This is a genomic window from Pseudomonas sp. WS 5027 (assembly GCF_012985695.1).
In the GTDB taxonomy this organism is placed as follows: domain Bacteria; phylum Pseudomonadota; class Gammaproteobacteria; order Pseudomonadales; family Pseudomonadaceae; genus Aquipseudomonas; species Aquipseudomonas hygromyciniae.
Genome location: NZ_JAAQWU010000002.1, coordinates 118,496 through 133,640 on the forward strand (window position 1 = coordinate 118,496; position 15,145 = coordinate 133,640).

The 15,145-nt window shown below is 61.9% G+C and carries 9 protein-coding genes; 4 read left to right on the forward strand and 5 right to left on the reverse strand.

Annotation, left to right across the window (positions count from 1 at the left end; translation table 11 throughout):
• Positions 1-241: 241 nt before the first annotated feature.
• A complete protein-coding gene (locus HBO09_RS03490; protein ID WP_169992137.1) occupies positions 242-2,932 on the forward strand; it encodes a GGDEF and EAL domain-containing protein in 2,691 nt (896 codons plus the stop codon).
• A 67-nt stretch (positions 2,933-2,999) separates the two neighbouring features.
• Positions 3,000-3,647, forward strand: a complete 648-nt coding sequence (msrA, locus tag HBO09_RS03495) for a peptide-methionine (S)-S-oxide reductase MsrA (RefSeq protein ID WP_169992135.1) — start codon at positions 3,000-3,002, stop codon at positions 3,645-3,647.
• A gap of 119 nt (positions 3,648-3,766) precedes the next feature.
• Here msrA and rlmJ read toward each other — a convergent pair whose 3' ends face one another.
• A complete protein-coding gene (gene rlmJ / locus HBO09_RS03500) occupies positions 3,767-4,603 on the reverse strand; it encodes a 23S rRNA (adenine(2030)-N(6))-methyltransferase RlmJ (protein ID WP_169992133.1) in 837 nt (278 codons plus the stop codon).
• A gap of 246 nt (positions 4,604-4,849) precedes the next feature.
• Here rlmJ and HBO09_RS03505 point away from each other — a divergent pair, with 246 nt between their 5' ends.
• Positions 4,850-6,118, forward strand: coding sequence for an aminotransferase class V-fold PLP-dependent enzyme (locus HBO09_RS03505; RefSeq protein ID WP_169992131.1), 1,269 nt, complete (start codon positions 4,850-4,852; stop codon positions 6,116-6,118).
• 1 nt (position 6,119) lies between these two features.
• Here HBO09_RS03505 and HBO09_RS03510 read toward each other — a convergent pair whose 3' ends face one another.
• From HBO09_RS03510 to HBO09_RS03525, 4 genes are all read right to left on the reverse strand, one after another.
• On the reverse strand, positions 6,120-6,833 hold the full coding sequence (locus HBO09_RS03510; protein WP_169992129.1) for a DUF4123 domain-containing protein: 714 nt from the start codon (positions 6,831-6,833) through the stop codon (positions 6,120-6,122).
• Positions 6,830-8,866 (reverse strand): type VI secretion system tip protein VgrG, encoded by a 2,037-nt coding sequence (locus tag HBO09_RS03515; RefSeq protein WP_169992127.1) that lies wholly within the window; start codon positions 8,864-8,866, stop codon positions 6,830-6,832. The genes HBO09_RS03510 and HBO09_RS03515 overlap by 4 nt, the downstream gene beginning before the upstream one ends.
• Before the next feature lie 189 nt (positions 8,867-9,055).
• Positions 9,056-10,540: a sodium/proline symporter PutP gene (gene putP, locus HBO09_RS03520; protein ID WP_169992125.1), complete on the reverse strand. Its 1,485-nt coding sequence runs from the start codon at positions 10,538-10,540 to the stop codon at positions 9,056-9,058.
• Between the two features lie 174 nt (positions 10,541-10,714).
• Positions 10,715-10,969, reverse strand: coding sequence for a hypothetical protein (locus HBO09_RS03525; protein WP_169991618.1), 255 nt, complete (start codon positions 10,967-10,969; stop codon positions 10,715-10,717).
• Between the two features lie 29 nt (positions 10,970-10,998).
• Between HBO09_RS03525 and putA the strand changes: the two genes are divergently transcribed.
• A complete protein-coding gene (putA, locus tag HBO09_RS03530; protein WP_169992123.1) occupies positions 10,999-14,952 on the forward strand; it encodes a trifunctional transcriptional regulator/proline dehydrogenase/L-glutamate gamma-semialdehyde dehydrogenase in 3,954 nt (1,317 codons plus the stop codon).
• Positions 14,953-15,145: the final 193 nt, after the last annotated feature.

Here is a 15,145-nt window from a genome sequence, read left to right on the forward strand (position 1 = left end):
TCAGGTCAGGCGCGTTATCGTTAACGATTTTCGCGAGCAAGCTCGCTCCTACAAAAGGCATGCAGGATAACCGTCCATCATTGCGACTGTAGAAAACCGCTTTGCGGCCGATAACCCACATATAGCACTTAGCCTTCATCCTCTCTTGTCAGTCCGCTCTGCATGATGCAACCTTGCCGCAGACAGCAGTAACGAGGGCGATAGCCCGGCGCGATGCGCATTTTTCCAAGCGAGTTTCCCCATGAAAAGCCAACCCGATGTCGCCCGAACGGCGACCGAGGTAGTGACGCAATTACCGGTGCCTTCGCGCCTCGGTATGCTGCGTTTCGAACGGCTTAATGAGGCTAGCTGGGCGCTGCTGTACCTCGACCCCAATTGTGAACGCCAATTCGGCTTGCCCGCGGTAGAGCTGTGCTCGCTGATCGGCTCGCCCTACGCCAGCCTGATGGAACCCCAGGCACGCTACCAGTTGCACGATGCAATCCAGCAGCAACTGACCGCCAGCCCCCATTACCAGGTGCGCTACACCCTGCACACCAACGACGGCCCGCTGAGCCTGCTGGAGGTGGGCGAGGCCTATAAGCAACACAATCGCCACCTGTTGCGCGGCTACCTGATGGTGGTGGGCGGTTTGCTCAGCGACTTGGCACCAGTGCCCGCCGCCGATCTGGAAGACCAGAACAGCCGTCTGCAGATCGCCCTGGAGCTCAACCAGCGCGCGCAACAGGAGCAGTTGCAACACCTGGAACGGGTGCGCGCCCAGCAGGAACTGATCCTGCTGCTGGCCCGCCAGCGCTACAGCACCACCAATTCCCTGCAAGAAGCCGCCGAACTGATCACCCGCAGCGCCTGTGATATCTACCAGATCGACTGCGCCAGCATCTGGAACCTCGAAGGCCAGCAACTGGTGCCGATCTCTGCGTTTCATCGCGCCGACCAACAGCACCATATGCCGGCGCCGATCGATGCCAGCGGCTTCCCGGACTACCTCGAAGCCCTGCACAGCAGCCGTGCCATCGATGCCAGCAATGCGATGCGCGACCCGCGCACCCGGGAAATGGTCGAAAGCCTGCGGCCCATGGACATCCATGCGATGCTCGACGCCAGTATCCGTGTCGATGGTCAGGTGGTGGGCGTGCTGTGCCTGGAGCAAAGCACTGGCACTCGGGATTGGCTGTCCGATGAGATCGCCTTTGCCGGCGAGTTGGCCGATCAGTTCGCCCAGGTCATCAACAACCACAACCGTCGCACCGCCACCAGCGCCCTGCACCTGTTCCAGCGCGCGGTGGAGCAAAGTGCCAATGCCTTCCTGCTGGTCAATTGCGACGGCGTGGTGGAGTACGTCAACCCCAGCTTCACCGCGATCACCCAATACAGCACCGAAGAAGTCCACGGCCATCGCCTGGCGCAACTGCCGGCCCTGGAAAACCTCAGCGAACTGTTGTTCGACGCGCCCTCCAGCCTGGCCAAGAGCAATAGTTGGCAGGGCGAATTCAAGAGCCGGCGTAAAAACCTCGAACCGTACTGGGGCCAGCTGTCGATTTCCAAGGTCTATGGCGACAACCGCGAACTGACCCACTACATCGGCATCTACGAAGACATTACCCAGACCAAGCTCGCCCAGCAGCGTATCGAGCGCCTGGCCTACACCGACAACCTGACCAACCTGGGCAACCGTCCGGCGTTTATCCGCAACCTCGATGAGCGCTTCGCGCGGGACAGCGACGCGCCCATCAGCCTGCTGCTGGTGGACATCGACAACTTCAAGCGGATCAATGACAGCCTCGGCCACCAGACCGGCGACAAGCTGCTGATCAGCCTGGCCCGGCGCCTGCGCAACAGCCTCAATGCCGGCGGCAGCCTGGCGCGCTTTGCCAGTAACGAATTTGCGGTACTGCTGGACAACGCCGACCTTGAAGCCGGCCAACAAATGGCCTGCCAGTTGTTAATGACCCTCGACAAGCCGATGTTCGTCGACAACCAGTTGATCAGTGTCACCGGCTCTGTAGGCCTGGCCTGCGCGCCGCTGCATGGCCGCGACCCGCAGACCCTGATGCGCAACGCCGGCCTGGCGCTGCACAAGGCCAAGGCCAACGGCAAGCACCAGGTGCAGGTGTTTACCGAAGCCCTGAATGCCGAGGCCAGTTACAAACTGTTCGTCGAAAACAACCTGCGCCGCGCCCTGACCCAGAACGAGCTGGACGTGTTCTACCAGCCCAAACTGTGCCTGCGCAGCGGGCGCCTGCTGGGCATGGAAGCGCTGCTGCGCTGGAACCACCCGGAAAAGGGCATGATCCGCCCCGACCAGTTCATCAGCGTCGCCGAAGAGACCGGCCTGATCATCCCCATCGGCAAATGGATCGCACGCCAGGCCTGCCGCATGAGCAAGCAGTTGAGCGCCGCCGGCATGGGCAACCTGCAGGTAGCGATCAACCTGTCGCCCAAGCAGTTTTCCGACCCGGACCTGGTGGCTTCCATCGCCAGCATCCTCAAGGAAGAACAACTGCCGGCCAACCTGCTGGAGCTGGAGCTGACCGAGGGCCTGCTGCTAGAAGCTACCGAAGATACGCGTCTGCAACTGGACCAATTGAAGAGCTTCGGCCTGACCCTGGCCATGGATGATTTCGGCACCGGTTACTCATCCCTGAGTTACCTGAAGAAATTCCCCATCGATATCATCAAGATCGACCGCAGCTTTATCCATGAAATCCCGGACAACCAGGACGACATGGAAATCACCTCGGCGGTGATCGCCATGGCGCACAACCTCAAGCTCAAGGTGGTCGCCGAAGGCATTGAGACCGCCGAGCAACTGGCGTTCCTGCGCCGCCACCGGTGCGACGTCGGCCAGGGCTACCTGTTCGACCGGCCAATCCCCGGCTCCGAGTTGCTGGACAAGCTCAAACGCTATCCGCGCGGGCCAATCGCCTGACAGCGCTGTAACACTCGGGCACACTGGTGGTCTGAACTGTTAACTCAACCTGACGAGAGGACTGATCATGGTCTTGCGCTCGGAAATCCTGGTGAATAAAAACGTGCTGCCTACTGCCGAACAAGCCCTGCCTGGTCGTGAAACCCCAATGAACCTGCCCGAGACACACTTCGTCAACGGTAACCCGCTGCTGGGCCCGTTCATGGACGATGTGGGTTTTGCGATCTTTGGCCTGGGCTGTTTCTGGGGTGCCGAACGCAAGTTCTGGCAGCGCGACGGCGTGGTCAGCACGGTGGTCGGCTACGCCGGCGGCTTCACGCCAAACCCGACCTATGAAGAAGTCTGCTCGGGCCTGACCGGCCATAGCGAAGTGGTGCTGGTGGTGTATGACCAGGCCAAAATCAAGTACGAAGAACTGTTGAAGATGTTCTGGGAACTGCATAACCCGACCCAGGGCATGCGCCAAGGCAATGATATCGGCAGCCAGTATCGCTCGGTGATCTACGCCACCACCCCTGAGCAACTGGCCGCTGCCAATGCCAGTGCACAGGCTTACCAGCAAGAGCTGACCAAGACCGGCCTGGGTAAAATCACCACTGAAATCGACCAGGCACCGACGGTGTACTTCGCCGAGGCCTATCACCAGCAGTACCTGGCGAAGAATCCCCAGGGTTACTGCGGGATCGGCGGGACTGGCGTGACCTGCCCGATCTAAAAATGTGGGAGCGGGCTTGCTCGCGAATGCGGTGTGTCAGTCAGAGAATATGGCGACTGATACACCGCTTTCGCGAGCAAGCCCGCTCCCACATTTGTTCTGTGACCGACTTGATGCCGTTACTCGGCGATCAGCCAATCCATCTGCCACCCACCCTGGGTCTGCCCCAGCTTCTTCGACAGCCACGGCAGCAACTCACGCAACTCCTCTTCCAGCCCCCACGGCGGGTTGGCGATCGCCAGGCCCGAGCCGGTCAGGGTGTTGGGGGTGTCCAGCGGATGCACCAGCAATTCCACGCGCAGCAGCTTTGGCGCGCCGGTGCCGGCCAGGTCCTGATAGAAGCGGCGCAGCATGCGCTGGTCTTTCACTGGGTACCAGATTGCGGCGACCGTCTGGCGCATGCGGCCCACGGCTTCCTTGAGGGAGGCGGCGCAGCGCTGCATCTCATCGAGCTTCTCGAACGGCGGGTCGATCAGCATCAAGGCACGCTTTTCCGGCACCGGCAGCAAGGCCCGTGGCACATGCCAGCCCTCGCCCAGATGGACCTTCACGCGGCGGTCGCCCTTCATGTTGTCTTTGAGCAGCACGCCGTCTTCCGGGTGTTTTTCGTTGAGCAACACGCGGTCCTGTGGCCGGGTCAGGCGCCGTGCCAGTTCCGGCGAACCTGGGTAATAGCGCAATTGGCCGTCCGGGTTCATCTCGTGCAGCACCCGCATGTAGTCCGCAGTCAGCGCTGGCAGGTCCTCCTCGCCCCAAAGGCGGGCGATGCCTTCCAGGTATTCACCGGTGCGATTGGCCTGGTCGCCTTGCAGGTCGTACAGACCGATCCCGGCGTGGGTGTCGAGATAGGCAAACGGCTGCTCCTTGCGCGACATCAGGGCGATGAGGCGGGTCAAGGTCAGGTGTTTGAAGACATCGGCGTGGTTGCCGGCGTGAAAGGCGTGACGATAATTCATGGTTGCTCCTGCGCAGGGGGCGAAGTTTACCTTTTACGCAGGCAAAGGTGCAGGGCCGCATGCCAGGCGGTGCTTATGCCACAAACGTAGGGCACGCACCGAAAACGTTCTAGTAGGTTATGTGGGAGCGGGCTTGCCCGCGATGCAGGCTACGGGGTATTACCCGTATCGGCGATGCCATCGCCGGCAAGCCAGCTCCCCCATTGTCCGGGCTGCCCATGCAATCCAAGGAGGTCAAACAGCATCATGAAAGACGCCACCCTCGCCCTGCACCACGGCTTCAAATCGGACCCCACCACCAAGGCCGTCGCCGTACCGATCTACCAGAACGTCGCTTTCGAGTTCGATAACGCCCAGCACGGCGCCGACCTGTTCAACCTCGACGTGCCCGGCAATATCTACACGCGGATCATGAACCCCACCAATGACGTGCTGGAACAGCGCATGGCCGCGCTGGAAGGCGGAATCGCGGCCCTGGCCGTGTCGGCAGGCAGCGCGGCGATCCACTATGCCATCCAGGCCCTGACCCGCGCCGGCGACAATATCGTCTCCACCCCACAGCTGTACGGCGGCACTTACACCCTGTTCGCCCACCTGCTGCCCAGCTTCGGCGTTGACGTGCGCTTTGCCCGCGACGACTCGGCCCAAGCCATCGCCGAACTGATCGACGAAAACACCAAGCTGGTGTACTGCGAGAGTATCGGCAACCCGGCCGGCAATATCGTCGACCTGCAAGCCCTGGCCGACGCCGCCCACGCCCGGGGCGTACCGCTGATGGTGGATAACACCGTCGCCACGCCGATCCTGTGCAAGCCGATCCAGTTTGGCGCGGATATCGTCGTGCATTCCCTGACCAAATATGTCGGCGGCCACGGCAACTCCCTGGGCGGGGTGATTGTCGACAGCGGCACCTTCCCCTGGACCGACTACCCGCAAAAATTCCCCGGCCTCAATGAGCCGGAGCCGGCCTACCACGGCGTGGTCTACACCGAAAAGTTCGGCCCAGCGGCCTTTATCGCCCGGGCCCGCACCGTGCCACTGCGCAATACTGGCGCGGCCTTGGCGCCGATGAACGCCTTCCTGTTGCTGCAAGGTCTGGAAACCCTGGCCCTGCGCATGGAGCGACACACCGAAAACGCGCTGAAAGTCGCGCAGTTCTTGCAGGCCCACGAACAGGTGGAATGGGTCAGCTACGCCGGCCTGCCAGATCACCCCCACCATCATCTGGCGCAAAAATACATGCAGGGCAAGCCCTCGGCGATCCTGTCCTTTGGCCTCAAAGGCGGCTATGAAGCCGGGGTGCGCTTCTACGATGCGCTGCAAATCTTCAAACGCCTGGTGAATATCGGCGATGCCAAATCCCTGGCCTGCCATCCGGCATCCACCACGCACCGGCAGATGAACGCACAAGAGCAAGCCAAGGCCGGTGTGCGTCCGGAGATGATCCGCCTGTCGGTGGGCATCGAGGCGATTGAAGACCTGCTCGATGACTTGCAGCAATCCTTGAACGCCTGATTCAACCCCGCTCGCCGGCCAGGTAGGCAACCAATGCCTGGTTTCCGGCGTAGGGCTGGCGCACAAAATACGCGACCTTGTGCTTCAAGATCGCGGGTGCGAAGGCGTCGTGCAGGTCAGGGTGCTCTTGGGCCAGCCATTGCAGCAGGTTGTCTACCAGGGTCACGCTGGACTGCTCGCCAAGCTGCTTGAGCAGGGTGGCCGGCACGTCCCACCAGGGGCTTTTTCTCGCCGCCCCCGCCACCCTGGCCGGCACTTGCTGAGGCTGCCCATTGAGCCAGTAGCGGCGAAACACTGGAATGACTTGCGCCGCTCCAGGCCCCAGCGTTTGCAGGATCGGCAGCAGATAGCCGCCATCCCAGAAACGAAAGAACACCTCTTGCCCCTCGGGCAAACGCACCTTGGTCAGGCTCGCGAGATGTTCGACCACCGTGACGAGCGGGCTGGAGGACACGGCTAGCCAGCCCCAATCGGTAGCAGTACATTGCGCCGCCCAGTCGAGAAACCCACTGTTGTCGCTGACCAACGCCACATAGGGCATCACCTCAACCCAGGCGCCGTACTCGCTGCCGGCCCACACCGGGCTCAGCGGCCCGCCATCCGCCTGGCGCCAGGCCGCCACCGGCTGGCAATCACTGGTGCTGGCCAGGATGACAAACACCTGCTCGCCGTCCTGCAGCGGCTCCTGGGCCAGCCATTCGCGCGGAGTCATCATTGCAGGCCTCCGACTCGATGCCGAGGGGTGTCACAGACGCCCTGCTTGCAGCGCTCACACTCCTCGCAGAATGGCGCACTGCGCTTGAAACTGAACACTTGTGCGGCACTCAACGGCGCGGCCAACGCCGCCAGCAGGGTTTCCTGAATACCCGGGCGTAAAGGTGATGGCGCTGCTGCCACCGACGGTGCGCCGCCCAACTGGATCGGCGTACTGCTGAAAATCCCCCCGGCCGACAGGGTCAGCCATTGCCCACCGGCCTGCAGCGTCAGGCTGGCACCACCATCGACCACCATTTGCTGGCCCGCGCCAAGGCTGATCTGCTGGCCCGCCTGCAACGAATAGCGCGCCACCTGCACCTGCTGCTGCCCCGCGATCACCAGATGATCGTCCTGCTTCACTTCCGTCAGCCGGTCGCCGTGGGTAATCCGCTGCTCTTGGCCGTGCAACTCGTGGTGCGACTCGCCTCCTACCTGCACATGGCGCTGGTGATCCACCTGCAGGCGCAAATCGTGGAGCACGTGCTGGGTCCAGTCACGCTGGGCACGCAGATAGATCTGCTCGGCGCCCTTGCGGTCTTCGATGCGCAGCTCGTTATAGCCGCCACCCCCCGGGCTGCTCTGGCTGCGGAAGATGCTGCGGGTCTTGTCCGCCGGCAGGTCGAGGGGCACCGGCGTCGCGCCGTTGGCCAGGCAACCCACCACCAGCGGCATGTCGATATCACCGTTGACGAAGCCCACCAGCACTTCCATGCCCACCCGCGGAATCACCACGCTGCCGTAGTGCTCATGGGCCCAGGCGCTGGCGACCCGCAGCCAGCAGCTGGAATGTTCGCCGGATTGGCCGTGGCGATCCCAAGCCAGTTGGACCTTGACCCGGCCAAACTCGTCGCAATGGATTTCGCTGTCCACGGGCCCAGTGACCACGGCGTTCTGATAACCGGCAATCGGTGCCCTGGCCTCAGGCAGCGGCGGGCGAAACAGCACATCCCAGGGCGTAGCGAAAAACTCGTTGCGGTACCCCTGCTCATCCACCGCGCCCACGGATTCCTCCAGCACTTGCGGTTGCCGGCCCTGGTGGATCACCCGCGTCACCAGCCACAGGCCATTCCATTCCTGACGCGGATGGTCGGCCAGCGTGAGGAACTGCCCGCTGACCAACGCCGCCTGATCGCCCTCACCCCGGGCCTGCCGCTGGTCGCTGCGGTAACGCTCCAACGCCCGCTGCGCCAGGTGCTTGCCATGGCCACGGTCAGTGAAATGCCCGGGATAGCCCTGGACCTCGAGCGCCGGCAGTTGCTCGCCAAGGGCAGTGCTTTCCAGCGTCAGGCGCGGCTTGCGAAAGTCATAGTCGCGCAGGTTGACCCCGGTGGTCCGAGCCTCCAGACGCACACTGAAACGCTTGATCACGGGCATCGCCGCAACCATCCCCGAGCCCGGCGCATAGCCTGTCGGCTGGTCTGCCTGGGCGAACACCGTCTGGTCATCGCCGAACACCAGCAGATGCCCGTCCGGCGAATGCTGAAAGTGATAGTGAATCCCCAGTTCGGCACACAGCCGCTGGATAAACGCCAGATCGCTTTCATCGAACTGCACGCAGTACTCACGTTCGGGATAGGTCGTGCCCAGGCGCCATTCAAAGGCATCGCGCTGGATGCCCTGCCCTTCAAGCACCAGGCTGACGATCTGCGGCACCGTTTTGTGCTGGAAAATACGTTGCTGGGCACTGTGTTGCAGGTAAGCCAGTTGCGGCACCAGGCTCAATTGATAGCGGGTCAGGCGCCGCCCCGAGTCACCTTGCGCAACGCTCTGGATTTGCCCGTGAATGCCGTGGCCCAGCGCATCGAAGGCCAGAAAGGCTTGGCGGTGCAATAGGTTTTCCAGATCCAGGTCCGGCTGTTCGCTGACCAGTTCAACATCAAAACAATAGGGCTGGCTGATTGCCTCCTCGCCCTTGAATGCCAGGACCTTGAGGTCACTGGGCTGGCCGTCGACGGTCAGGCTAAACGCACTTTGATTGGCAGGAGCGAACATCCGGTGTTTCTCTGCAAGTGGAGGGCCTGGGATTCTGCACCAGCCATTTGCCGAGCTGCGCGGGCTGCAGGCAATTCAGTAATTCCCTACAAGACAACCGCCACCGTCACACCCAAAAAAAAGGCCCGCCATCCAGGGATGCGGGCCTTTTTTTCAGTTCAGCGGGCCATCAGGGCCTGCATGAACGCCTCATTTGTTGAGGTTGTAGTCTTTCTCGGCAGCGGCGAAGCGCTCAACCATACCGGCAGTCGGGGCGCCCATCTTGCTCACGAAGTAGATCGCCAGGCTGGCGAACAGGAAGCCTGGGATGATTTCGTACAGCCCCAGCAGCTCGAAGTGCTTCCACACGATCACGGTGATCGCGCCGACCAGGATACCGGCCAGTGCGCCGTTACGGGTCATGCCTTTCCACAGGACCGAGATCAGGACCACAGGACCGAACGCGGCACCGAAGCCGGCCCAGGCGTAGCTCACCAGGCCCAGTACGCGGTTTTCCGGGTTGGCGGCCATCGCGATAGCGATCAGCGCAACCACCAGCACCATGATGCGACCGACCCATACCAATTCAAGCTGGGAAGCGCCCTTGCGCAGGAAAGCCTTGTAGAAGTCTTCGGTCAGGGCGCTGGAGCACACCAGCAACTGGCAGCTCAGGGTGCTCATCACGGCAGCCAGAATGGCCGACAGCAGCACGCCAGCAATCCAAGGGTTGAACAACAGCTTGGCCAGTTCGATGAACACACGCTCTGGGTTTTCGGTCACGGGACCGGCGACTTCAGGGTGTGCCGAGAAGTAGGCAATACCGAAGAAACCTACAGCCACGGTGCCGGCCAGGCACAGGATCATCCAGGTCATGGAGATGCGACGCGCCTTGGCAATCGACTTGACCGAATCCGCCGCCATGAAGCGCGCGAGGATGTGCGGCTGGCCGAAGTAGCCCAGGCCCCAGCCCATCAGCGAGATGATGCCGATGAAGGTGGTGTTTTTCAGCATGTCGAAGTTGGTTGGATCCTTCGCTTCAATGGCCAGGAAGGTGGTATCGACACCGCCGGTAGCCAGCAGCACGATGATGGGCGTCAGGATCAACGCGAAGATCATCAGGGTGGCTTGTACGGTATCTGTCCAGCTTACTGCCAGGAAACCACCGATGAAGGTGTAGGCAATCGTCGCTGCAGCACCGGCCCACAGCGCGGTCTCGTAGGACATGCCGAAGGTGCTTTCAAACAGACGGGCACCGGCCACGATGCCGGAAGCGCAGTAGATGGTGAAGAACACCAGGATCACCACCGCAGAGATGATCCGCAGCAGGCCGCTTTTGTCTTCAAAGCGGCTGGAGAAGTAGTCCGGCAGGGTCAGGGCGTCGCCGTTGTGTTCGGTCTGCACGCGCAGGCGACCGGCCACAAACAGCCAGTTCAGGTAAGCACCGACGATCAGGCCGATGGCGATCCAGCTTTCCGACAGGCCCGACATGTAGATGGCGCCTGGCAGGCCCATCAACAACCAGCCGCTCATATCCGAGGCGCCAGCCGAGAGTGCGGTGACGACGCTGCCGAGGCTGCGACCACCGAGGATGTAATCGGAAAGGTTATTGGTGGAGCGATAGGCCATCAGACCAATCAACACCATTGCCGCGATGTAGATCACAAATGTGATCAGGGTTGGATTACTTACGCTCATTGAGTTACGCCCTGGCTTTGTTTTTATGTAGCGGCGGTCTGTCAGCCCACCTACAAGAGAGTAGCTTGTAGACGAAACTGCATGCCGCGCATTTATGACTGACGTTTCCCCAGGAAAGCCATCAGCCGATGAACCGAACCTAGCAGTTGGTTGCACCTTGGGCGCGAATGCTATTCAACAAAGCAAATAAGGTGCAACCAGTTTCGCGAGAATAAGTTGCACCCAGGGATGATTTTCGGCAAACGGCGGTTTTTTGCTCCTTTTCGGAGCAAGAACAGCCAAATCCAGAAGCAAATGCACCAATACCCAGCCGATTCCGTCGAGTAAAAATGATTTCTGACGAGCAGCGTGGATTTCATGAAGAAAATGGGTTGCACCCGGTTGCACCTCGTACTGCGCAAAGCTAATCTTGCCGCCAGCTGATGCCACGCAGTAGTGGCACCCATGAGGATAAAAATATGGCTACGACCACCCTTGGGGTCAAACTCGATGACCCGACCCGCGAACGCCTGAAGGCCGCCGCGACCTCCATTGATCGCACGCCGCACTGGCTGATCAAGCAGGCAATTTTCAATTACCTGGAGAAACTCGAGGGTGGTGCAACCCTGACCGAGCTCAACGGCTCGGGCATCAAGGACGCAGACGACGCCGGTGAGGTGCAGAACGACCACGCCCACCAATGCTTCCTCGAATTTGCCGAAAGCATCCTGCCGCAATCGGTACTACGTGCATCGATCACCGCCGCTTACCGCCGCCCCGAGCCGGAAGTCGTGCCGATGCTGATCGAGCAGGCCCGCCTGCCGGCCCAGATGGCCGAAGCCACCAACAAGCTGGCCGCCTCGATTGCCGAAAAACTGCGCAACCAGAAGAGCGCTGGCGGCCGTGCCGGGATCGTCCAGGGTCTGCTGCAAGAATTCTCCCTGTCGTCCCAGGAAGGCGTGGCACTGATGTGCCTGGCCGAAGCCCTGCTGCGTATCCCCGACAAGGGCACCCGGGACGCACTGATCCGCGACAAGATCAGCACCGGCAACTGGCATCCGCACCTGGGCAACAGCCCATCGCTGTTCGTCAACGCGGCCACTTGGGGCCTGCTGCTGACCGGCAAACTGGTCGCCACCCATAACGAGGCCGGCCTGACCTCGTCCCTGAGCCGCATCATCGGCAAGAGCGGCGAGCCGATGATCCGCAAGGGCGTCGACATGGCCATGCGCCTGATGGGCGAGCAGTTCGTCACCGGCGAAACCATCGCCGAAGCCCTGGCCAACGCGAGCAAGTTCGAAGCCAAGGGCTTCCGCTACTCCTACGACATGCTCGGTGAAGCCGCACTCACCGAACACGACGCCCAGAAATACCTGGCCTCGTACGAACAAGCTATTCACTCCATCGGCAAAGCCTCCCATGGCCGTGGGATTTATGAAGGCCCGGGCATTTCCATCAAGCTGTCGGCCCTGCACCCTCGCTACAGCCGCGCCCAGTACGAGCGCGTGATGGACGAGTTGTACCCGCGCCTGCTGTCCCTGACCCTGCTGGCCAAGCAATATGACATCGGCCTGAACATCGATGCCGAAGAAGCCGACCGTCTGGAACTGTCCCTGGACCTGCTCGAGCGCCTGTGCTTCGAGCCGCAACTGACCGGCTGGAACGGCATCGGTTTCGTGATCCAGGCGTACCAGAAGCGCTGCCCGTACGTGATCGACTACGTGATCGATCTGGCCCGCCGCAGCCGTCACCGCCTGATGATCCGCCTGGTAAAAGGCGCGTACTGGGACAGCGAAATCAAGCGCGCCCAGGTCGAGGGCCTGGAAGGCTACCCGGTCTACACCCGCAAGGTGTACACCGACGTTTCCTACATCGCCTGCGCACGCAAGCTGCTGTCGGTACCGGAAGTCATCTACCCGCAGTTCGCCACGCATAACGCCCACACCTTGTCGGCCATCTACCATATTGCCGGCCAGAACTATTACCCCGGCCAGTACGAGTTCCAGTGCCTGCACGGCATGGGTGAACCGCTGTACGAACAGGTTGTAGGCAAGGTCTCCGAAGGCAAGCTGAACCGTCCGTGCCGTGTGTACGCTCCGGTCGGTACCCACGAAACACTGCTGGCCTACCTAGTGCGTCGCCTGCTGGAAAACGGCGCCAACACCTCGTTCGTCAACCGTATCGCCGACCAATCCATCTCGATCCAGGAGCTGGTGGCCGATCCAGTGGCCAGCATCGAGCAGATGGCGACGCTGGAAGGCGGCTTCGGCCTGCCGCACCCGCGTATCCCACTGCCGCGTGACCTGTATGGCAGCGACCGCGCCAACTCGGCCGGCATCGACCTGGCCAACGAACACCGCCTGGCGTCGCTGTCCTGCGCGTTGCTGGCTACCGCGCACAACAACTGGAAAGCCGCGCCGATGCTCGGTTGCGCCTCCAGCGATGAACCCGCTGCGCCGGTGCTGAACCCCTCCGACCTGCGTGATGTGGTCGGCCATGTCCAGGAAGCCACCGTCGAAGACGTCGACAATGCGATCCAGTGCGCCCTCAATGCCGCTCCGATCTGGCAGGCCACTCCACCGGCCGAGCGCGCCGCGATCCTGGAACGTGCCGCGGACTTGATGGAAGGCGAGATCCAGCCACTGATGGGCCTGCTGGCCCGTGAAGCCGGCAAGACCTTCGCCAACGCCATCGCCGAAGTGCGTGAAGCCGTGGATTTCCTGCGCTACTACGCCGTGCAGGCGCGTAACGATTTCACCAACGATGCCCACCGCCCACTGGGCCCGGTGGTCTGCATCAGCCCGTGGAACTTCCCGCTGGCGATCTTCAGCGGCCAAGTCGCCGCTGCACTGGCCGCCGGTAACCCGGTACTGGCCAAGCCGGCCGAACAAACCCCGCTGGTCGCCGCGCAAGCCGTGCGTCTGCTGCTGGAAGCCGGTATTCCGCAAGGCGTGCTGCAACTGCTGCCGGGCCAAGGCGAAAGCGTCGGTGCCCGCCTGGTGGGTGATGATCGCGTCAAAGGCGTGATGTTCACCGGTTCCACCGAAGTGGCGCGCCTGCTGCAGCGTAACGTTGCCGGTCGCCTGGATGCCCAGGGCCGCCCAATCCCGCTGATCGCCGAAACCGGTGGCCAGAACGCGATGATCGTCGACTCCTCGGCCCTGACCGAGCAGGTAGTGATCGACGTCGTCTCCTCGGCCTTCGACAGTGCCGGCCAGCGTTGCTCGGCCCTGCGCGTACTGTGCCTGCAGGAAGATTCGGCAGACCGCGTCATCGAAATGCTCAAGGGTGCCATGGCGGAATGCCGTCTGGGCAACCCGGAGCGCCTGTCCGTGGATATCGGCCCGGTGATCGACGCCGAAGCCAAGGCTGGCATCGAGAAACACATCCAGGCCATGCGCGACAAAGGCCGCAGCGTGTACCAGGTAGCGATTGCCGACAGCGAAGAAATCAAGCGCGGCACCTTCGTGATGCCAACCCTGATCGAGCTGGAAAGCTTCGACGAGCTGCAACGGGAGATCTTCGGTCCGGTGCTGCACGTGGTGCGCTACAAGCGCAAGGAAATCGACCAGTTGATCGGCCAGATCAATGCCTCGGGCTACGGCCTGACTCTGGGCGTGCACACCCGTATCGACGAGACCATCGCCAAGGTGATCGACAACGTCCATGCCGGTAACGTCTACGTCAACCGCAATATCGTTGGTGCCGTGGTCGGCGTGCAGCCATTCGGCGGCGAAGGCTTGTCGGGTACCGGTCCGAAAGCCGGTGGCCCGCTGTACCTGTACCGCCTGCTGTCGACCCGTCCTACCGATGCGATCGAGCAATCCTTCGTGCGTGGTGACGCACTGGCCGCGCCGGATGTACGCCTGCGTGACGCCATGAGCCAACCGTTGACCGCCCTGAAAACCTGGGCCGAAAGTAATAAGTTCAGCGACCTGAGCGTGCTGTGCAGCCAGTTTGCCGCGCAATCGCAAAGCGGTGTCACCCGCCTGCTGGCCGGCCCGACCGGCGAACGCAACAGCTACGCCATCCTGCCCCGCGAGCACGTACTGTGCCTGGCAGAAGTGGAAGGCGATCTGCTGGCACAACTGGCGGCCGTACTAGCTGTGGGTAGCTCGGCGGTGTGGCCGGAATCTGACCTGACCAAGGCGCTGTTCCCACGGTTGCCGAAGGAAGTTCAGGCGAAGATCCAGCGTGTGGCCGACTGGACCAAGGACGAAGTGATCTTCGATGCGGTCCTGCACCATGGCGATTCCGACCAACTGCGTGGGGTTTGCCAACAAGTGGCCCAGCGCAGCGGCGCGATTGTCGGGGTCAATGGCCTGTCTTCGGGCGAAACCAACATTGCGCTGGAGCGTTTGGTGATCGAGCGCGCGTTGAGCGTCAACACCGCTGCGGCCGGTGGTAACGCGAGCTTGATGACGATCGGCTGATCACTGCCAAAGTGGGGCACCTGCAATGGGTGCCCCACTGCATTGCATCTGTCGAAACCGGATAAATGTAGGAGCTGGCTTGCCTGCGATGGCCATCGCAGGCAAGCCAGCTCCTACATTGACCGCGTCAGACCTTTACGCTGTGTTTTGCTGCTCCATCACCCAGATCAATCTTGCTATCGCGTCTTTATTT

What these genes read in the sequence shown, in the direction of transcription:
- HBO09_RS03490 (WP_169992137.1), top strand. Translation starts at nt 242, where the DNA reads ATGAAAAGCCAACCCGATGTCGCCCGAACGGCGACCGAGGTAGTGACG.
- msrA (WP_169992135.1), top strand. Translation starts at nt 3,000, where the DNA reads ATGGTCTTGCGCTCGGAAATCCTGGTGAATAAAAACGTGCTGCCTACT.
- rlmJ (WP_169992133.1), bottom strand. Translation starts at nt 4,603, where the DNA reads ATGAATTATCGTCACGCCTTTCACGCCGGCAACCACGCCGATGTCTTC.
- HBO09_RS03505 (WP_169992131.1), top strand. Translation starts at nt 4,850, where the DNA reads ATGAAAGACGCCACCCTCGCCCTGCACCACGGCTTCAAATCGGACCCC.
- HBO09_RS03510 (WP_169992129.1), bottom strand. Translation starts at nt 6,833, where the DNA reads ATGATGACTCCGCGCGAATGGCTGGCCCAGGAGCCGCTGCAGGACGGC.
- HBO09_RS03515 (WP_169992127.1), bottom strand. Translation starts at nt 8,866, where the DNA reads ATGTTCGCTCCTGCCAATCAAAGTGCGTTTAGCCTGACCGTCGACGGC.
- putP (WP_169992125.1), bottom strand. Translation starts at nt 10,540, where the DNA reads ATGAGCGTAAGTAATCCAACCCTGATCACATTTGTGATCTACATCGCG.
- putA (WP_169992123.1), top strand. Translation starts at nt 10,999, where the DNA reads ATGGCTACGACCACCCTTGGGGTCAAACTCGATGACCCGACCCGCGAA.